Origin of the sequence: Demequina sp. NBRC 110054, from assembly GCF_002090115.1 — a bacterium.
Lineage (GTDB): Bacteria > Actinomycetota > Actinomycetes > Actinomycetales > Demequinaceae > Demequina.
This window is the reverse complement of sequence record NZ_BBRK01000005.1, coordinates 461,021-478,864: the sequence shown is the minus strand read 5'-3', so window position 1 is coordinate 478,864 and position 17,844 is coordinate 461,021. Positions and strand designations below refer to the sequence as shown.

The following is a 17,844-nucleotide window of genomic DNA, read 5'->3' as shown; positions in this document are numbered from 1 at the left end:
GGGCCTCGTCGCGTGTCTAGTGGCGCGGCGTCCCGACCTGACCCGCCCATGGTGCGTCTCGCCGCCGCCATCGTTCTTCGCGCCGCGGCCTGGCCCTCTCGCCGCGCCGGATTCGGCCGCGCCGCCTAGAGTGGATCGGGTACGTCTCATTCGGTCGATTGACCGAGGAGGATCGAGGGGGATCTCATGGACGTTCCAGCACCCAGCGCCACCAGGGTCCAGCAGGCTCGGGTGAGTGTCATGGTCTTCTTCGCGGGCGTGGGGGTGCTCGCGGCGACGTTCGTGTCACGCGTGCCGAGCGTGCGCGACGACCTCCACGTGTCGCCCTCGGAGTATGGCGCCGTGCTGCTGTTCGGCGCGTGCGGGGGGCTCGTCGCGTTCTGGTTCACGGGTGGGCTGGTCGCGCGCCTGGGGTCGCTGGCCGTGGGAAGGGCCTGCATCGCGGGCATCGTGGCGGGAATCCTGGCGATGGCCGGCGCCGCGCTGCTCGGTTCTCCGCTGCTCTACGGCGCTGGGTCGTTCGTCGCGCTCGGCAACTTCGAGATCCTCATGGCGACCTTGAGCGCCGAGGCCGCCACGATCGAGCGGCTCGTGGGGCGCCCGATCATGGCCCAGTTCCACGCCACCTTCTCCCTGTCCATGCTCGCGGGCCTCGCGCTCGGCGCGGGCTACTCGTATGTGGGCGCCTCGGTGACCACGCACTTCCTCGTCAATGCGACGCTCGTGGGCCTGGTGTGGCTCGCCGTTGCGAACCGCGCCTTCATCGATGGCAGGCCCCCGCCGCGCGCAAACGGAACGGGGCGGAGCGACTTCTTCTCCGGTATCCGGGCCGCCGTCCGGGAGCCGCGGACGATCGCCCTCGGGTTCATCCTGCTGTGCGCCTTCACCACAGAGCTGGCGGCGGGCAACTGGATACCGCTCGCCCTTGTGGACGACTTCGCGCGTACCGAGGGCACTGCGAGCGTGCTCTACGCGAGCGTGATCATCGCGCAGAGCCTCACCCGGGTGCTCGGGGTCTCCCGGCTGCAGCGCTGGGGCCGAGTCGCCACGCTCCGCGTGTGCGCGACCCTCATCGCGGTGGGCGCCGCCGCATTCGCGCTGTCGCCCTCGTTCGCGGTGGTGATCCCTGCGCTGCTGGTATGGGGCGTCGGTACGGCCTTCGCGTTCCCCGTCGCGCTGTCGGCGGCCGCAGACGAGCGGACCGACGCGACATCGAGGGTCGCGGCCGTCAACGTCTTCGGCACTGCTGGAGGCCTGGTGGCGCCGCTCCTGGTCGGGGTGATCGCCGAGGCCGTGGGGGTGCGTCAGGCGTTGCTGCTCGTGTGCGTCGCCGCTGCCGCGATCTTCACGCTCGCGCCGGCGTCGCGCCCTCCGCACGGAGGGCCATCTTCATCGTCGACGCCGGCCCTCGACTCGTCGCCAGGGTCGAAGCCCCCATCCCGAGCTCGAGACGGGCGGGGCGGCCCTCGTCGATGAGGTAGACACCAGCGTCGCGCGAGATCGGACCCCTAGCGCGTGGTCCGCGCGAGCGCGTTGGCCCTGCTAGTCCGCGTATGCGCGGCCCAGCAGGATGGATGCGCCCGACCACAGGGTGAGTGCGAGGAGCAGGACGAGGACCACCGACGCGGACGCGCCGCGCGCCGTCCCGGGCATGCGCAGGGATCGAACCGCCACCGCGCCGCTGGCGAGGGCTGCCGAGAGCGTGACGGCGAAGAGCGCCGGCTGGAGGTAGGTGTAGAGGTGGCTGTTCGCCCCGAGGTTCCAGTACACGGTCCAGAAGTACGTCATGTAGAGGTACAGCGCCCATGACACGGCTCCGACGCATGCCGCCGCGGTGGCGACCAGCACGCCCGCCCACGTCCTCGAGAGTCTCGTCCTCGTCATGCGCTGAGCGTGGCACGCCGGGCGGATGCGCGCAACGAAGCCGGCCACCGCGGTGAGCGGTACCTCGTCCTCGCGGAGCGGCCAGCATCGTCCCTGGAGAAGCGGAAGGGCCCCGGCACCTAGCGGTGCCGGGGCCCTCCGTGAGCCTGAACTAGGACTTAGCAGTCGTAGTAGAGCTCGAACTCGTGCGGGTGCGGACGGAAGCGCAGCTGGTCGATCTCGGCCGAGCGCTTGTAGTCGATCCACTCCTCGATGAGGTCCTCGGTGAACACGCCGCCCTCGGTGAGGTAGGCGTGGTCGGCCTCGAGGGTGTCGAGGACCGCGGGGAGCGAGTCCGGCACCTGCGGGATGAGAGCGTGCTCCTCGGGGGGCAGCTCGTACAGGTCCTTGTCGACCGGGGCCGGCGGCTCGATCTTGTTCTTGATGCCGTCGATGCCCGCCATGAGCAGCGCCGCGAACGCGAGGTACGGGTTACCGGACGAGTCGGGGGCGCGGAACTCGATGCGCTTGGCCTTCGGGTTCGAACCGGTGATCGGGATACGAACGGCAGCCGAACGGTTACGAGCCGAGTACACCAGGTTCACCGGGGCCTCGTAGCCCGGCACGAGGCGGTGGTACGAGTTGACGGTCGGGTTGGTGAAGGCAAGCAGCGACGAGGCGTGCTTCAGGATGCCGCCGATGTACCAGCGGGCCATGTCGGACAGGCCGCCGTAGCCGTTCTCGTCGTAGAACAGCGGCTCGCCGTCCTTCCAGATCGACTGGTGCACGTGCATGCCCGAGCCGTTGTCGCCGAAGAGCGGCTTCGGCATGAAGGTGACGGTCTTGCCGTTCTGCCACGCGACGTTCTTGATGACGTACTTGAACTTCATCAGGTCGTCACCGGCGTGCAGCATGGTGTTGAAGCGGTAGTTGATCTCCTGCTGGCCGGCGGTGCCCACCTCGTGGTGCGCGCGCTCGACGGACAGGCCGACCTGCTCGAGGACCTGGACCATCTCGTCGCGGAGGTCCGCCATCTGGTCACCCGGGGAGACGGGGAAGTAGCCGCCCTTGATGCGGGTCTTGTAGCCGAGGTTCGGGCCGCCGTCCATCTCGGTCTCGGCGCCGGTGTTCCACCAGGCCTCGGACGAGTCGATGTGGTAGTAGCCCTCGTGCTGGTTCGTGTCGAAACGAACCGAGTCGAAGATGAAGAACTCGGCCTCGGGGGCGAAGTACGCGGTGTCACCGATGCCGGTGGACTTCAGGTACTCGATGGCCTTGGTCGCGACGTTGCGCGGGTCACGCGAGTACGGCTCGTTCGTGAACGGGTCCACGATCGAGAAGTTGATCACCAGGGTCTTGGCGATGCGGAACGGGTCGATGAACGCGGTCGCGACATCCGGCAGCAGCTTCATGTCGGACTCGTTGATGGCCTGGAAACCACGGATCGACGAACCGTCGAACATGGCGCCATCGGTGAAGACGTCCTCGGTGAACTGCGATGCAGGAATGTTGAAGTGCTGCATCTGGCCGGGCAGGTCGCAGAAGCGGATGTCGACGAACTCGACGCCCTCCTCCTTGACGTACGCAATCGCCTCTTCGGCGGTCTTGAACATCCGATTGCTCCTTAGGAGAGACAGGTTGCTAGGACTAGCAACTCACACCCTAGGGCCACGCTGTTGCCCCTGCATTCACCTGTTGTTTCCGGCGTGTTACAAGCGTGTGAAACGTTCGCGACAACCAGGGATTTCTGACTCGTGAGAATCGCCTAACCTTGTGGCATGCCATCCCCGGAATCGCCTGCTGAGGTGCCCGCACGGGCCCCGATGGGCCGTCGCGTGCTCGGATTGGCCGTGGACTGGGGGCTATCGCTCCTGGTCACGTCGGCATTCCTGCGCGCGCCGGGCGTCGACGCCACGGACCTGACGGTGCTCGAGCGCACGTTCTTCGCGGGCAATCAGTGGGGGACGGTCGCCGTGTGGGCAGCGCAGCACCTCGTGCTCGTCGCGACCCTCGGCACGACCATCGGGCACCGCGTTGTCGGGCTGCGCGTGGTGAGGGAGGACGGCGCGGCCATCGTGGGGCTCCGGGCCGCGGCGATCCGCACCGCGCTGACAGTGCTCGTGCTGCCGGCGCTGTTCACCGACCCGACCGGGCGGGGATATCACGACGCGATCGCGGGCACCCGGCTGATCCCGACGCGCTGAGCCGCCGCGCCGCGCGCGGCGACTGCCGCATCGTCCTGCCGCGGCGCGTGGGCGCCGTCCGGAATTGTCCACTGGGTGACGAGGCCGCCTCAGAAGCGACAACCACTGTCCACTGGGGCGCTCGGCGTCGGCGCCGCGCCCCAGTGGACGCTCAGTGTCGTTTCGGCGCGCGTGTCGCGCCCCAGTGGACGATTCTGTACCGCCGGCGTGTGCGGACGATGCGCGGCAGGGACGATGCCGGGGTTGCACGCGCAGGGACGATGCCGGGGTTGCCCGCGCAGGGACGACGCCGTGGTCACCCGCGCAGGGACGATGCGGTGGTCGCGCGGGTAGGGCGCCAGGACGATCTTCCCCGGGGAACGACGAAGCCGACGCCCCGAGGGAGCGTCGGCTTCGTGACGATGAGATCGGCTCAGCGGCCGCGCATGCCCTTGCGGTCCGCGCGCGCACGCATGGGGTCGACGCCCTTCGGCATCGGCAGTTGCGCGCCGCCCATGGCCTTGAGGCGGGCCTGCACGGCGGCCTGCTCGTCCTTGTTGAGGCCCTTGGTGATGCCGCGGCCGTAGGTCTGCTTCTTGACGCCACGGATCGCCTTGGGGAGGTCCTTGATCGGGACCTGGCCCTCGCCGTTGCCGGCGAAGATCGGGGTGACCTTGACGCCGGAGGCGACCTTCGCGAGGCGCGCCTTGACCTTGTCGACCTGCTTGCGGGCGGCCGGGCCCTCGGCGAGCAGGATGATGCCGCCGACGCCGACGCCGTAGAAGACGATGCCCGTGCCGCGCTGGTCGACGGCGATGGGGTTCTCCTCGAACTGCCAGCCGCGACGGATCGACTGCGCGACGTAGAGCGAGCCGCCGATCTGGCCCTCCATGCGGGAGAAGGCCGCCTTCTCGAATCGGCGCGTGAGGAAGAACAGCGAGCCGAGCACGCCGAGCAGCACGCCGAGGATGATCGCGTAGACGAGCACGATCGTGCTGTCCATCACGAGGCCGATCACGACTGCGACGCCGATGATCACCACCGGGATGAGGATCATCCCGGGCAGGAGCATGCTGTCCTGCGGCTTGGTGAACTTGTACGCCTGCGCGATCAGCTGATACCAGCGCTGCTTCTTCTCGGGCTCATTCTTCGCCATAATGCCGCCCAGTCTAGTGGGTGCGGGGAGGCAATCGGCCCGCCTCGCCTCAGCTCCTCGCGAGCAGGGACGACGCCTCCTGGCGGGCCTCGACCGGCTCGCCCAGATGAGCCAGCGCCTCGGGGATCGGACGGCCCTTGCTGGTCATCGCCTGACCCCACAGCCGGCCCGCGCGATACGACGAGCGCACGAGCGGCCCCGACATGACACCGAGGAAGCCGATCTCCTCAGCCGCCTCGGACAGCTCGACGAACTCCTCGGGGCGCACCCACCGCTCGACGGGGTGGTGGCGCGGGCTCGGGCGCAGGTACTGCGTGATGGTCAGCAGGTCGCAGCCGGCGTCGTGCAGGTCCTGGAGCGCCTGGAGCACCTCGTCGATGGTCTCGCCCATGCCGAGGATGAGGTTGGACTTCGTGACGAAGCCGTCGGCCTGCGCACGCGTGAGCACCTCGAGCGACCGCTCGTACTTGAACGCCGGCCGGATACGCTTGAAGATGCGAGGCACGGTCTCGACGTTGTGCGCGAGGACCTCGGGGCGCGAGGAGAAGACCTCGGCGAGCTGGTCGGGGTCCGCGTTGAAGTCGGGGATGAGCAGCTCGACGCCCGTGCTGGGGTTGAGCGCGTGGATCTGCCGCACGGTCTCGGCGTACAGCCACGCGCCGCCGTCCTCGAGGTCGTCTCGGGCGACGCCGGTGACCGTCGAATACTTGAGACCCATCTCCTTGACCGACTGCGCGACCTTGAGCGGCTCGGCGCGGTCCAGGGGAGAGGGCTTGCCCGTGTCGATCTGGCAGAAGTCGCAGCGGCGCGTGCACTGGGCGCCGCCGATGAGGAACGTCGCCTCGCGGTCCTCCCAGCACTCGAAGATGTTGGGACAGCCCGCCTCCTCGCACACGGTGTGCAGGCCGCCGCCCTTCACGAGCGACTTGAGCTCGTTGTACTCGGGGCCCATGGTGGCCTTGGTGCGGATCCACTCCGGCTTGCGCTCGATCGGGGTCTCGGCGTTGCGGGCCTCGATGCGCAGCATCTTGCGGCCCTCGGGTGCGGGGGTCACAGGGTCTCCTTAGGTACGCGTGGCGCCGGCGGGGGAGCCGGCGGCGCTGGTCGGATGGAATCGTACGTCGACGAGCGCCGACTCGAGCGCGGGGAGGACGTACGGGACGACCTCGTCGATCGTGACCTGGCGGCCCAGCTCGGTGCTGAGCGAGGTGACGTCCGCGTCGGAGATGCCGCACGGGACGATGCGATCGAACTGGCTCAGGTCGGGCGTGCAGTTCAGCGCGAAGCCATGCATCGTGACGCCCTTGGCGACGCGCACGCCGATCGCGCAGATCTTGCGCTCCCGGCGACCATCCGTCGCGGGGAGCCACACCCCCGAGCGCCCCTCGACGCGCATCGTCTCGAGGCCGAAGGCCGCGCACGTGTCGATGATGGCCTGCTCGAGCGCGCGCACATAGCGGACCACGTCGACCGGTTCGCCGAGGCGCACGATCGGATAGCCGACCAGCTGGCCGGGGCCGTGCCACGTGATGCGTCCGCCGCGGTCCGCCTCGACGACCGGGGTGCCGTCGAGAGGTCGGTCCCACGATGCGGTGCGGCGGCCGGCCGTGTAGACGCTCTCGTGCTCCACAAGGACGATGCTGTCGGGGGTCGTGCCCGCGACGACGCCACCATGCAGGTCGCGCTGCCTCGCCCAGACCGCCTCATAGTCGAGGGGTCCCTCGGGCAGCAGATTGAGGATCTCCACCGCACAAGGCTAACCCGGTTTCTCCGACACTCACACGACGTGTCAATTACTGGGAATGAGGTTGACAGGCGCGACGTTCCTGGGACATCAACGATGTGCCCCCCGAGACTTAAGGAAGAGCCCCGCTGTGAAGCACACCTGGATACGACCAGTCCTGGTCCTCCTCGCCATCGTCGCCTGGCTGGCGATCGGCGGCATGGGAGGACAGACGTTCGGAAAGCTGTCGGACGTGCAGGAGAACGACTCGGCCGCGTTCCTGCCCGCGAGCGCGGAGTCCACAGAGGCCGCTGAGGCCCATGCCGACTTCGTGCAGTCCGATTCCGTCCCCGCGCTCCTCGTGGTCGAGGGCGGCTCCGCCGAGGACCTGGCCGCGGTGCAGGGCTTCGTCGACGACCTGCTCGAGGAGCCCCTCGAGGGAGACCCCGAGGGCAGGACCGTCGGCGACGTGGTCCTCACCGGCCCGGGCGGGATGGGACCGCAGGCCACGGCCTCCGACGACGGTGAGGCGTCGCTTGTCACGTTCGCCGTCGACGCGGAGGTCTTCGCGGAGCAGGTCGGCGAGGACTCGTTCGCGACCGTCTTCGTCGACGCCGTTCGCGCCTCGTGGGAGGAGGCCGACCTGGGCCTCGACGGCTATGTGACCGGCCCCGCGGGACTCGTCGCGGACCTGTCGGAGGCCTTCGCCGGCATCGACGGCATCCTGCTGCTCGTCGCACTGGCCGTGGTCCTCGTGATCCTGCTGATTGTCTACCGCAGCCCCGTGCTGCCGTTCCTGGTGCTGGCGACCTCGATGCTCGCCCTCACCGGCGCGATCATCGCCGTCTTCGCCCTCGCGGACGCGGACGTGATCACGCTCAACGGCCAGAGCCAGGGCATCATGTTCATCCTGGTCGTGGGAGCCACGACGGACTACTCGCTGCTGCTCGTCGCCCGCTACCGCGAGGAGCTGCTCCGCACGCAGTCGCCGTACGCGGCGTTGGGGACTGCCTGGCGCCGATCGCTCGAGCCCATCGCGGCCTCCGCGGGCACCGTCGTCCTCGGGCTGCTCGTGCTGCTGCTGAGCGACCTCAAGTCGAACTCGTCGCTCGGCCCCGCCGGCGCGATCGGCATCGTCGCGTCCTTCCTGGCCGCGCTCACGCTGCTCCCCGCGCTGCTGCTCATCGGCGGCAAGCACGCGCGTGGCGTCTTCTGGCCCGCCATGCCCCGCTACCGCGGCGACGATGCGGCTGCCGATCCGGTGCATGCCGACCTGTCTCTCGAGGAGCGAGAGAAGGTCACCGCGGCGCTTGAGACCAAGGCCGGCGTGTGGGGCAAGGTCTCCCGCATGGTCGATGCTCGTCCGCGCGTCGTGTGGGCTGCCGCCGCGGTCGGGCTCGCAGTGTTCGCGGCGATGCTTCCGACCTTCCAGTCCGGTGGACTGGGGGAGCGCGACGTGTTCCTGGGCGAGGTCGAGTCGATCGAGGGCTTCGACGTGCTCGAGGCCCACTTCGACGCGGGCGCGACCTCGCCGATCCGGGTGATCGCGGATGCCGACGAGGCCGACGCGGTGCTCGCCGCGGTCTCGGAGATCGAGGGCGTCGACGAGGCCTATCTGCTCACCGCCTCGGTCGCCGCGGGCGCGCCGGCCGGAGTGGTTCCGAACGAGGAGCCGCTCGAGGTCGACGGCCGTGTGGAGATCGTCGCGGTGACCCAGGTGGCCGCGTCGTCCGTCGAGGCGACCGAGATCGTGGAGGACGTCCGCGACGACGTTCACGCGATCGACGAGTCTGCGCTCGTCGGCGGCCAGGCCGCGGAGACGCTCGACACGCGGCTCACCTCCGAGCGTGACCTGCGGGTCATCCTGCCGACGATCCTGCTCGTGATCCTCGTGGTGCTGATGCTGCTCCTGCGCGCGGTCGTCGCTCCGGTGCTGATCATCCTCGCGAACGTCCTGAGCTTCGCGGCGACGATGGGACTCGCGGCTGTCGTCTTCAACCACGTGCTCGACTTCCCGGGCACCGACCCCGCAGTGCCGCTGCTCGGCTTCGTGTTCCTCGTCGCGCTGGGAGTCGACTACTCGATCTTCCTCATGTCGCGTGCGAGGGAGGAGTCGCTCGTGCACGGTAACCGCGAGGGCATGCGTCGCGCTCTCGCGGTGACGGGCGGCGTGATCACCTCGGCAGGCATCGTGCTCGCGGCGACCTTCGCGGCGCTGAGCGTGATCCCGCTGATCTTCCTCGCGCAGATCGCTTTCATCGTCTCGGTCGGCGTGCTGATCGACACGTTCGTTGTTCGATCTCTCCTGGTACCGGGACTGGTCGCTGACGTCGGCCGGCTGTCGTGGTGGCCCTTCCACAAGAAGATCGCCGACTGACGCCTCGCGAAGCGGGCCTGTGGAGAACCTCCGCGGGCCCGCTTCGCGGTGTCAGCCTGGCCGCATGGACATCGGGGGCGAGGTCACTCAGCTCAGGCGCATTGTCGGGGTCGGCGAGGCGGTCTACGTCGCTGCCGGCGCGCGCGCCGAGGTCGTGCGCGCCCTCGCCGTGCCCGAACTGAGGGCGCCCGACAAGGTGCTCATGCAGGGCGAGGCCGTGGTCGCGCTCATGCCGCTCACCGACGGGCAGACCCTTGCGGACGTCATGCGGGCCACCGGCCCGCTGTCGGCGGGAGGGTGCGTGTGGGTGGGCACGCGCGTCGCGCGGGCCCTCGCGCGTCTGCACCGGGCGGGGATGGCGCATGGCGCAGTCGAGGCCGACAACATCGTGATCGAGTCCGGCCATGCGGTCCTGCTCGACGCGGGCTCAGGCGTCGCCTCGGCGACGCAGTCGGACGACGTCGCCGCTCTGGGGCGCCTCTTGCGAGGGGCGGTCAGGGACGGGGATGCGGACGTCATGGCCGCGTGGACGAACCCGATGTCCGCGGCGGACCCGGCCGCCAGGCCTACGGCGGCGATGGTGGCACGCGCCCTCCCCGGCGCAGCGCAGGAGCGGCCCATCGCGCTGCCAGGCCCCTCGGTGGCCTCGCGGATGCGCGACAGCGTCGAAGCGGGTGCTCCTGAGCCCACCCGCAAGAGGGACGATGCGGCGGCCAGGCGAGTCTCGAGCGATGCCGGTGGTCCGTGGTCACGCTGGGCAAGCAGCCTCGAGACCACGCCCCGCAGGCTGGCAGGCCTCGTGGGGCTGGCCGGTTCGGCGGTCGTCGCCTGCGGCGCGGCGATCTGGCTGCTGATGGGGGCCGGGGCGTCGACCGCGGAGTCGGGCGCCGCGGGCGCGGACGAGGCCACGAGCGTCGTCGAGGAGGGTGGAACGGTCGCCTCCGCCTCCGACGGAGCCGGTTCCGCCACCGGCGAGCCGTCCGAGAGTGCCGACGCCGAGAGCGCGGGTGCGATGCGTGCCTTCGCCGATGGCACGGGGGCCGCCGTCATCGAGGACCCCGCCGAGGCGGCGGCGTGGCTCACCGAGAGGCGCTTCGAGGCGCTCGCCGGGGCCGACCCCTCGGCGCTGGTCGCGACGACCGTCCCTGGGTCCGCCGCGCGAGAGCGAGCGCAGAGCCAGGCGGCCGACGTGGAGGCGGGCGTGCTGACCTACGAGGACCTTGAGGTGCGGGTCGAGACGGTCGAGGTCGAGGAGGAGGGCGAGGAGTCGGCGACAGTGACGCTCACGTACGTAGCGTCCGCGCACGTCGTGGTGGTGCAGGGCGAGCGCAGCGAGGTGGACGCGCAGCGCGACACCGTCGAGCTGCGGATGGAGAAGGTGAAGGGGAGCTGGCGGGTGGCCGACGTCGGCTCAGTCGTCGAGGGATGACGCGATCCATGCCGCGGCGTCCGCGACCTGGGGGTGGTGCCACTCGAAGTCGAGCCGGGACAGCACGCCGGGTACCGCTCGCTGCGAGGACAGCAGGTCCTCTGCCGCCGGTCCCGCCGCGAGACGCATCGCCCACGCGGGGACGGGCAGCCCAGGGGAGTGGCCGAGCGCTGAGGTGAGGGCGGCGATGAGATCGCGATCCCGCGCAGGTATCGGCGCGACGATGTTGGACGGCCCATGGTGCCCGGACTCGAGGTGGAAGACCAGGGCTCGCACCGCATCGTCCAGCGAGATCCACGCGTGCCAGGCGGTGCCGGATCCGAGCGCGGAGATGAGCCCCCGGCTGACGAGTGGCAGGAGACGCTGTGCGAACCCGCCGGTCGGGGCGAGCACGAGACCCGTGCGGAGGTAGACGACGCGGGCCCCGGCGTCGACGGCGGGCGCTGCCGAGGCCTCCCAGGCCTCGCAGATCTCCGAGAGGAAGCTGTCCCCGGCCTCCGAGCGCTCCGAGAGCCGCTCCTCGCCTCGCGAGCCGTAGTAGCCCATCGCGGACCCCTGCAGCAGCACCGCGGACGGATTGGCCTGGGCGATCGCGTTCGCAATCGTGGTCGTCGAGTCGACGCGGGACTGCAGGACGACCTGTCTGTAGGCGGCGGTCAGCCGGCGGTCGCCGATCGAGGCTCCCGCCAGGTTGACCACCGCATCGGCGGAGGCGATGACATCGAGGTCGATCGCGCCGCCCGCCGGACTCCAGGAGGACTCGTGATCGTTCCTGGCCTGACGCCGCACGAGGGCGACCACGTCGTGGCCGCCCTCGTGCAGTGCAGAGGTGAGCGCCGTACCGATGAGGCCCGAGGCCCCGGAGATGACGACGCGCATGTGCTGCTAGAGCCCGAGCTCGGCCTCGAACTCGCCCGCCTCGACGATCTTCTTGACCGTCTGCAGGAAGCGGGCGGCGTCGGCACCGTCGACGATGCGGTGGTCGTAGCTGAGCGGGAGGTAGGCCATCGGACGCACCGAGATGACGTCCTCGCCGTCCGGGCCCTTCACGACGACCGGCTTCTTGACGATCGCGCAGGTCGCGAGGATGCCGACCTGCGGCGCGGGCACGATCGGCGTGTCGAACAGCGTGCCGCCCGAGCCGGTGTTGGTCACCGAGAAGGTGCCGCCCGAGATCTCGTCCGAGCTGAGGCCGCCGTCGCGCGCCTTGGTGGCGAGGTCGACGATGCCCTTGGCGTGGTCGACGATCGTCTTCGAGTCGGCGTCCTTGAGCGTCGGGAGCATGAGGCCCTTGGGAGTGTCGACCGCGAGCGACAGGTTGACCGTGGGGTGGTACACGATCGTGTCGTCGACGACCGACGCGTTGAGGAACGCGTGCTCCTGAAGCGCGATCGCGACGGCGCGCGTGAAGAACGGCAGGAACGTGAGGTTCACGCCGTGCTTCTCGGAGAAGGCTGCCTTGCTCTTGGCGCGCAGCGCGAAGATCTTGGTGCAGTCCACCTCGACGACGGACGTGAGCTGCGCCATGCCGTGCAGCGACTCCATCATCTTGTCGGCCGTGATCTTGCGGATGCGGGTCATCTTGACCGTCTGGCCGCGCAGCTCCGAGACCTCGACCTCGTTGGCCGAGCTTGCGGGGGCGGGGGCGGCCGGGGCAGCGGCGGGGGCCGCGGCAGCGGGGGCTGCGGGAGCGGCCTCAGCAGCGGCGATCACGTCCTCCTTGCGGATGCGTCCGCCGACACCGGTGCCAGCGACGGACGACAGGTCGACACCGCGCTCGGCCGCGAGCTTGCGGACGATCGGCGTGACGTAGCCCGAGCCGCCGACCGGCGCATCCGGAGCGGCAGGCGCCGCGGCGGGAGCCGGGGCGGCAGGCGCGGGAGCCGCTGCAGGGGCCGGTGCCGGAGCAGGGGCGGCAGCAGGAGCAGGTGCGGCGACGGGAGCCGGAGCGGCGGGCGCGGGCGCCGGAGCGGGGGCCGCCGAGGCGTCGCCGATGCGGGCGAGGACGGCGCCGACCTCGGCGGACTCGTCCTCGGGCACGACGATCTCGAGCAGCGTGCCTGCGAACGGCGCGGGCACCTCGGTGTCGACCTTGTCGGTCGAGACCTCGAGGAGGGGCTCGTCGGCCTCGACCGTCTCGCCGACCTCCTTGAGCCAGCGGGTCACGGTGCCCTCGGTGACGGACTCGCCGAGCGCGGGAAGCGTGACGTCGCGGCCACCGGCGGCGGGAGCCGGAGCGGCGGGCGCGGGAGCCTCGGGAGCCGGTGCGGCCGCAGGAGTCGGGGCCACGGGAGCCGGAGCGGCGGCGGGCGCAGGCTCGGCGGCCGGAGCCGGAGCGGCGGGGGCGGGCGCGGAGGCCTCGGAGGCGTCGCCGATGCGGGCCAGGACCGCGCCGACCTCGACCTCGTCGTCCTCAGCGGCGAGGATCTCGAGGACGGTACCGGCGACGGGCGACGGGATCTCGGTGTCGACCTTGTCGGTCGACACCTCGACCAGAGGCTCGTCGACCTCGACCGTGTCGCCGACGTTCTTGAGCCAGCGGGTGATGGTGCCCTCGGTGACGGATTCGCCGAGCGCAGGGAGCGTGACGTCGTTGCTCATGAGTGTGAAGTTCCTTCTCTCGGATCAGTCGTGGGCGTGCAGCGGCTTGCCGGCGAGCGCGAGGTGGGCCTCGCCGAGCGCCTCGTTCTGGGTCGGGTGGGCGTGCACGAGCGGTGCGACGTCCTCCGGGTGCGCGTCCCAGCTGACGATGAGCTGGGCCTCGCCGATCTGCTCGCCGACGCGGGCGCCGAGCATGTGGACGCCGACGACCGGACCGTCGACGACGCGGATGAGCTTGATGAAGCCGGTCGTGCCGAGGATCTGGCTCTTGCCGTTGCCACCGAGGTTGTACTCGACCGACGCGATCTTGTCGGCGCCGTACTGCTCGGCTGCCTTGGCCTCGGTGAGGCCGACCGAGGCGACCTCGGGCTCGCAGTATGTGACGCGGGGGATGTTCGACTCGACGATCGGCTGAGGGTTGAGGCCCGCGATCTGCTCGGCGACGAAGATGCCCTGCTGGAAGCCGCGGTGGGCGAGCTGCAGGCCGGGGACGATGTCACCGACCGCGTAGATGCTGCCGACGCCGGTGTGGAGGCGGTCGTCGGTGAGGACGAAGCCGCGGTCCATGTTCAGGCCCTGCTGCTCGTACCCGAGCGAGGCGGTGCGGGGGCCACGACCCACGGCGACGAGCAGGATGTCGGCCTGCTGCGTGGTGCCGTCCTCAAGGGTGACGGTCACGCCGTTGTCGTCCTGCGTGACGGACTGGAAGCGCTTGCCGAGGGTGAAGCCGATCTTGCGCTTGCGGAAGGCGCGCTCGAGGCCCTTGCTGAGCGACTCGTCCTCGTTGGGAGCGAGGTGCGGAAGCGCCTCGATGATGTGGACCTCGGAGCCGAAGCTCTTCCACACCGACGCGAACTCCACGCCGATGACGCCTCCGCCGAGCACGATCGCCGAGCGGGGCACGTAGTCGAGGTTCAGAGCCTGGTCGGAGGTCATCACGCGGCCCCCGATCTCGAGGCCCGGAAGCGAGCGGGCGTAGGAGCCGGTCGCGAGGACGATGTTCTTGCCGGTGTAGCGCTCGCCGCGTACCTCGATCGCGTCGGGTCCGACGAGAGTGCCGTGGCCCTCGATCATCGTGACCTTGCGCGACTTGATGAGGCCCTGCAAGCCCTTGTAGAGGCGGTCGATGACGCCTTGCTTGTACGCGTTCACGCCGTTCATGTCCACGCCGGCGAAGGTGGTGCTCACGCCGATCGACGGGCCGTGCGCGGCGGTCTCCGCGACCTCGGCCGCGTGCAGCAGCGCCTTGGTCGGGATGCAGCCGTTGTGGAGGCACGTGCCTCCGACCTTCGACTCTTCCACGAGGCCGACCGTGAGGCCGAGCTGGGCGGAACGCAGCGCCGCGGCATAACCGCCGGAACCGCCTCCGAGGATGAGGACATCAAACGAGCGAGGGGTGGACTCGGACACTATTCGTTCTCCTTGTAAGGAAGTCGGTACGTCCCATCTTGCCACCTGGCGCGCTTCGTGCGAACCGCGGGGAGCGTGTCCTAGTCTGGGCTCATGTCCTTCCTGTCCAGGATCTTCGGCTCCCGCAAGGCGACGGCTCCCGAGTCGGGTTCGCAGTCGCGGAGTGCCCAGGCGCAGACCATCGCCCACTTCAAGGAGTTCGCGTCCACGCGCGAGGGCTGCGAAGCCTTCATCGAACCCGCCACGCGGGTGACGCAGACGACGATGGTCCTGGTGGCCGGATCCGGAGAGTGGACGCGGCGCAAGGTGCCGGACGAGGTCGCGGGCAGAAAGGTCGCCACGCAGCTCGGCGTGCCTGCATTCGACGTCAACCTCTCGGGCTATCCGTCGCGGATGCGCGAGTGGAACGAGACCCACCGCAAGCCCTTGTAGGCGGCCCTCGTCCCGACGCGGCACGGGGATTGAGAGTGAAACACTTCACACTCTCGTGTGACTGCCGATTACCAGGACACACAGGGTTCGCGGAGTAGCATGGCGGACACGACACCCGGTGATCGGAGCGAGTTCGTCATGGATGCGCGCGAGCAGCGATGGGATCGCGACGGGCTGGGGGACTTCTCGTTCGCCTGGCTCGACGCGGTGCCGGACCTCGTCGCGTCCGTGACCCCCGACCTGCGCCTCCTCTACACGAACCGCGCTTTCGAGTCCGTCGCCGGGTGCGGGTTCCTCGACCACGGCGGTAGGAGCCTGGCGGAGCTGCGTCCGTTCGGGGAAGCGACCGGCGCGGTCGTCGCACTCGTCGAGCAGGCGCGGGACGCCGAGGGTCGCGACCTGGCCGAGGGAGAGATCCACTGGCGCGTGTCGTCGCTCGTCGAGCGCTGGTTCGTCCTGAGAGCGCACGCCGAGCGGGACGACGACCAGGTGATCCGCCGCATCGTCCTGACCGCGAGGGAGATCACCCGCTACCGCACGACCGAGCGCGCGCTGCGAGGACGCGAGGCCGAGTTCAGGGCGCTCGCCGAGAACACCCCCGACAACATCGTTCGTTACGACGCGGACGGCATCGCGATCTACTGCAACCAGGAGATCGCCCTGTCGACGGACCTCGACGCGCGCGAGATCATCGGCAAGCGGCCCACCGAGTCCGCGGCCTCCTTCATGACCGGGATCGAGGAGTACGAGCGCGAGCTCATGCGCACGATCGAGACGGGCGAGCGCGGCCACGCGGAGCTGCTCTTCAACCGGCACGGCCACGAGCAGACCGTCCACAGCATCCTCTTCACCGCCGAGCGGGACGAGACCGGCACCGTCATCGGGGCGCTCGCCGTCGGCCGCGATGTCACCGAGCTGATCGAGGCGCGTCAGCGGGCGCGCGAGGGCGAGCGGGAGTTCCGCACTCTCGCGGAGAATGCCGAGGACCAGATCGCGCGCTGGGACGTCAACGAGCGGTACACCTACGCGAACCCCCGGATGCTCGGCCTGCTGGGGAAGACCGCCGAGGAGGTGCTGGGGCAGCCGGCCTTCACGCTGACCACCGGCGCCGAGGTGATCGGCAGGCAGGCGATCAGGAGCATCCTCGACGGTGGCCCTCCGGAGATCATCGAGGCGCCGTTCTTCGATCCGCGGACGCGCGAGCGACGGGTGCATCAGATCCGCTTCGTGCCCGAGCACGACGATGCGGGCCGGCTCGTCGGGGTGCTCGGCATCGGTCGCGACATCACCGACTCGGTGCGGCGGCGCGAGGACCTGGACCGCCTTGCGCACACCGACACCCTCACGGGGCTCGCGAACAGCCAGGCCTTCCACGAGCGCGCCCCTCGCATGCTCGCATCCGCGAGCCGCGCCGCGCATTCCGCCGCGGTCATGCTGCTCGACCTCGACGGCTTCAAGGCGGTCAACGACACCCTGGGCCACGCTGGGGGCGACCGCGTGCTCCAGGCGGTGGCGGATTCCGTCTCGCGCAAGCTCAGGCCCTACGACCTCTTCGCTCGCATCGGCGGCGACGAGTTCGCGATCCTCATCGAGGACATCGGCGACGAGTACGACCTGGCATCCATCACCGGGAAGATCCAGCGCGCTCTCTCGGAGAGGGTGACCGACCATGGGACCGGGATCCGCGCGAGCATCGGCGTCGCGCTGTTCCCCGAGGATGGCAAGACCGTCGACGAGCTGCTCCAGCACGCCGACATGGCGATGTATCAGGCGAAGCGCACGGGTCGATCGCGGGTCGAGTACTTCCGACCCGAGCTCGCGGAGACCCTCGGACGGCGAGCCGCGATCGAGCAGGCCCTCGACAGCCCCGAGTTGCTGACGCAACTGCGACTTCACATGCAGCCGATCCACACGCTCGCAGAGGACGCGGAGCCGAGGTTCGCCGAGGCGCTCCTGCGCTGGACCCATCCGAGCCTGGGAGACATCCCGCCGAGCGAGTTCATCCCGATCGCCGAGGAGACGGGCACGATCGGACGGATGGGCCGCTGGGTGCTGTCCCAGGCTGCGGAGGCCGTTGTGCGCTGGAACCAGGGGCGGTCGGAGCAGGAGGCGATGGCGGTCTCCGTGAACGTCTCCACGAGCCAGTTCGCGCTCGATGACGTGGACCTCGCGGTCGAGGAGACGCTCAGCGCCACCGGCTGCGCGCCATCCTGGCTCATCCTCGAGATCACCGAGAGCCTCCTGCTGGAGGACTCCGACGCGGTGCAAGGGGCGCTCCGACGGCTGCGCGAGCGCGGAGTGCGGGTCGCGATCGATGACTTCGGCACGGGCTACTCCGCGCTCCACTATCTGGCGCGGTTCCCGCTCGACGCCCTGAAGATCGACCGTAGCTTCGTGAGCGGCCTGGGCCTCGACACGGAGCACGACGAGGTCGTGAAGGCGCTCATCGCGCTGGCCCGTGTGCTCAACCTGAAGGTCGTGGCCGAGGGAGTCGAGACCCAGGAGCAGCTGGAGCTCGTGAGCCGCTTCGGCGCGGACCATGTGCAGGGCTACCTGCTCGGCCGACCGACGCCCGTGGACCAGTTCGCGCAGGAGTTCCTCACGGGAGAGCAGCGATCCTGACGCAACGACGCCCGCACGCCCCGTGGGGGCATGCGGGCGTCGTGAACG

Annotated in this window: 14 protein-coding genes; 6 read left to right on the top strand and 8 right to left on the bottom strand. The window is 69.9% G+C overall.

The annotated features are described in order from the left end of the window. The first annotated feature begins 186 nt into the window (after window positions 1-186). Window positions 187-1,476, top strand: coding sequence for an MFS transporter (locus tag B7K23_RS11480; RefSeq protein WP_084126711.1), 1,290 nt, complete (start codon window positions 187-189; stop codon window positions 1,474-1,476). 66 nt (window positions 1,477-1,542) lie between these two features. On the opposite strand, the gene B7K23_RS11475 is transcribed toward B7K23_RS11480, so the two are convergent. Both B7K23_RS11475 and glnA read right to left on the bottom strand, forming a co-directional pair. Then, the gene (locus B7K23_RS11475; RefSeq protein WP_143338254.1) at window positions 1,543-1,884 is read right to left on the bottom strand and encodes a hypothetical protein; all 342 of its coding nucleotides are present in this window, start codon (window positions 1,882-1,884) and stop codon (window positions 1,543-1,545) included. 158 nt (window positions 1,885-2,042) lie between these two features. Next, entirely contained in the window at window positions 2,043-3,476 is a 1,434-nt protein-coding gene (gene glnA, locus B7K23_RS11470; RefSeq protein WP_084126709.1) for a type I glutamate--ammonia ligase, read from the bottom strand. A 192-nt stretch (window positions 3,477-3,668) separates the two neighbouring features. On the opposite strand from glnA, the gene B7K23_RS11465 reads away from it, so the two are divergent. Continuing rightward, window positions 3,669-4,067 (top strand): RDD family protein, encoded by a 399-nt coding sequence (locus tag B7K23_RS11465; RefSeq protein WP_234996510.1) that lies wholly within the window; start codon window positions 3,669-3,671, stop codon window positions 4,065-4,067. Between the two features lie 412 nt (window positions 4,068-4,479). On the opposite strand, the gene B7K23_RS11460 is transcribed toward B7K23_RS11465, so the two are convergent. Genes B7K23_RS11460 through lipB form a run of 3 tightly spaced genes read right to left on the bottom strand, consistent with a single transcriptional unit; the run spans window position 4,480 to window position 6,949 of the window. Then, window positions 4,480-5,202, bottom strand: a complete 723-nt coding sequence (locus tag B7K23_RS11460; RefSeq protein ID WP_084126707.1) for a DUF4191 family protein — start codon at window positions 5,200-5,202, stop codon at window positions 4,480-4,482. 49 nt (window positions 5,203-5,251) lie between these two features. After that, on the bottom strand, window positions 5,252-6,256 hold the full coding sequence (lipA, locus tag B7K23_RS11455) for a lipoyl synthase (RefSeq protein WP_084126706.1): 1,005 nt from the start codon (window positions 6,254-6,256) through the stop codon (window positions 5,252-5,254). Window positions 6,257-6,265: 9 nt separating this feature from the next. Further along, entirely contained in the window at window positions 6,266-6,949 is a 684-nt protein-coding gene (gene lipB, locus B7K23_RS11450; RefSeq protein WP_084126705.1) for a lipoyl(octanoyl) transferase LipB, read from the bottom strand. A 127-nt stretch (window positions 6,950-7,076) separates the two neighbouring features. Between lipB and B7K23_RS11445 the strand changes: the two genes are divergently transcribed. Together B7K23_RS11445 and B7K23_RS11440 are read left to right on the top strand one after the other, a co-directional pair. After that, window positions 7,077-9,302, top strand: coding sequence for an MMPL family transporter (locus B7K23_RS11445; protein ID WP_234996509.1), 2,226 nt, complete (start codon window positions 7,077-7,079; stop codon window positions 9,300-9,302). A gap of 64 nt (window positions 9,303-9,366) precedes the next feature. Further along, entirely contained in the window at window positions 9,367-10,731 is a 1,365-nt protein-coding gene (locus tag B7K23_RS11440) for a hypothetical protein (protein ID WP_084126703.1), read from the top strand. On the opposite strand, the gene B7K23_RS11435 is transcribed toward B7K23_RS11440, so the two are convergent. Genes B7K23_RS11435 through lpdA form a run of 3 tightly spaced genes read right to left on the bottom strand, consistent with a single transcriptional unit; the run spans window position 10,714 to window position 14,742 of the window. After that, on the bottom strand, window positions 10,714-11,610 hold the full coding sequence (locus B7K23_RS11435; protein WP_084126702.1) for a TIGR01777 family oxidoreductase: 897 nt from the start codon (window positions 11,608-11,610) through the stop codon (window positions 10,714-10,716). The genes B7K23_RS11440 and B7K23_RS11435 overlap by 18 nt on opposite strands. A gap of 6 nt (window positions 11,611-11,616) precedes the next feature. Then, entirely contained in the window at window positions 11,617-13,332 is a 1,716-nt protein-coding gene (gene sucB, locus B7K23_RS11430) for a 2-oxoglutarate dehydrogenase, E2 component, dihydrolipoamide succinyltransferase (RefSeq protein WP_084126701.1), read from the bottom strand. Window positions 13,333-13,356: 24 nt separating this feature from the next. After that, window positions 13,357-14,742 carry a dihydrolipoyl dehydrogenase gene (gene lpdA / locus B7K23_RS11425; protein ID WP_084126700.1) on the bottom strand — a complete coding sequence of 462 codons (1,386 nt, stop codon included), beginning with the start codon at window positions 14,740-14,742 and terminating at the stop codon, window positions 13,357-13,359. A gap of 93 nt (window positions 14,743-14,835) precedes the next feature. On the opposite strand from lpdA, the gene B7K23_RS11420 reads away from it, so the two are divergent. Both B7K23_RS11420 and B7K23_RS11415 read left to right on the top strand, forming a co-directional pair. Beyond that, window positions 14,836-15,174, top strand: a complete 339-nt coding sequence (locus B7K23_RS11420; protein WP_084126699.1) for an oxidoreductase — start codon at window positions 14,836-14,838, stop codon at window positions 15,172-15,174. Between the two features lie 99 nt (window positions 15,175-15,273). Then, complete coding sequence (locus B7K23_RS11415) at window positions 15,274-17,796, top strand: bifunctional diguanylate cyclase/phosphodiesterase (protein WP_084126698.1); 2,523 nt, start codon at window positions 15,274-15,276, stop codon at window positions 17,794-17,796. Window positions 17,797-17,844 lie beyond the last annotated feature (48 nt).

What these genes read in the sequence shown, in the direction of transcription:
- sucB (WP_084126701.1), bottom strand. Translation starts at nt 13,332, where the DNA reads ATGAGCAACGACGTCACGCTCCCTGCGCTCGGCGAATCCGTCACCGAG.
- B7K23_RS11480 (WP_084126711.1), top strand. Translation starts at nt 187, where the DNA reads ATGGACGTTCCAGCACCCAGCGCCACCAGGGTCCAGCAGGCTCGGGTG.
- glnA (WP_084126709.1), bottom strand. Translation starts at nt 3,476, where the DNA reads ATGTTCAAGACCGCCGAAGAGGCGATTGCGTACGTCAAGGAGGAGGGC.
- B7K23_RS11460 (WP_084126707.1), bottom strand. Translation starts at nt 5,202, where the DNA reads ATGGCGAAGAATGAGCCCGAGAAGAAGCAGCGCTGGTATCAGCTGATC.
- B7K23_RS11475 (WP_143338254.1), bottom strand. Translation starts at nt 1,884, where the DNA reads ATGACGAGGACGAGACTCTCGAGGACGTGGGCGGGCGTGCTGGTCGCC.
- B7K23_RS11440 (WP_084126703.1), top strand. Translation starts at nt 9,367, where the DNA reads ATGGACATCGGGGGCGAGGTCACTCAGCTCAGGCGCATTGTCGGGGTC.
- B7K23_RS11435 (WP_084126702.1), bottom strand. Translation starts at nt 11,610, where the DNA reads ATGCGCGTCGTCATCTCCGGGGCCTCGGGCCTCATCGGTACGGCGCTC.
- B7K23_RS11415 (WP_084126698.1), top strand. Translation starts at nt 15,274, where the DNA reads ATGGCGGACACGACACCCGGTGATCGGAGCGAGTTCGTCATGGATGCG.
- B7K23_RS11420 (WP_084126699.1), top strand. Translation starts at nt 14,836, where the DNA reads ATGTCCTTCCTGTCCAGGATCTTCGGCTCCCGCAAGGCGACGGCTCCC.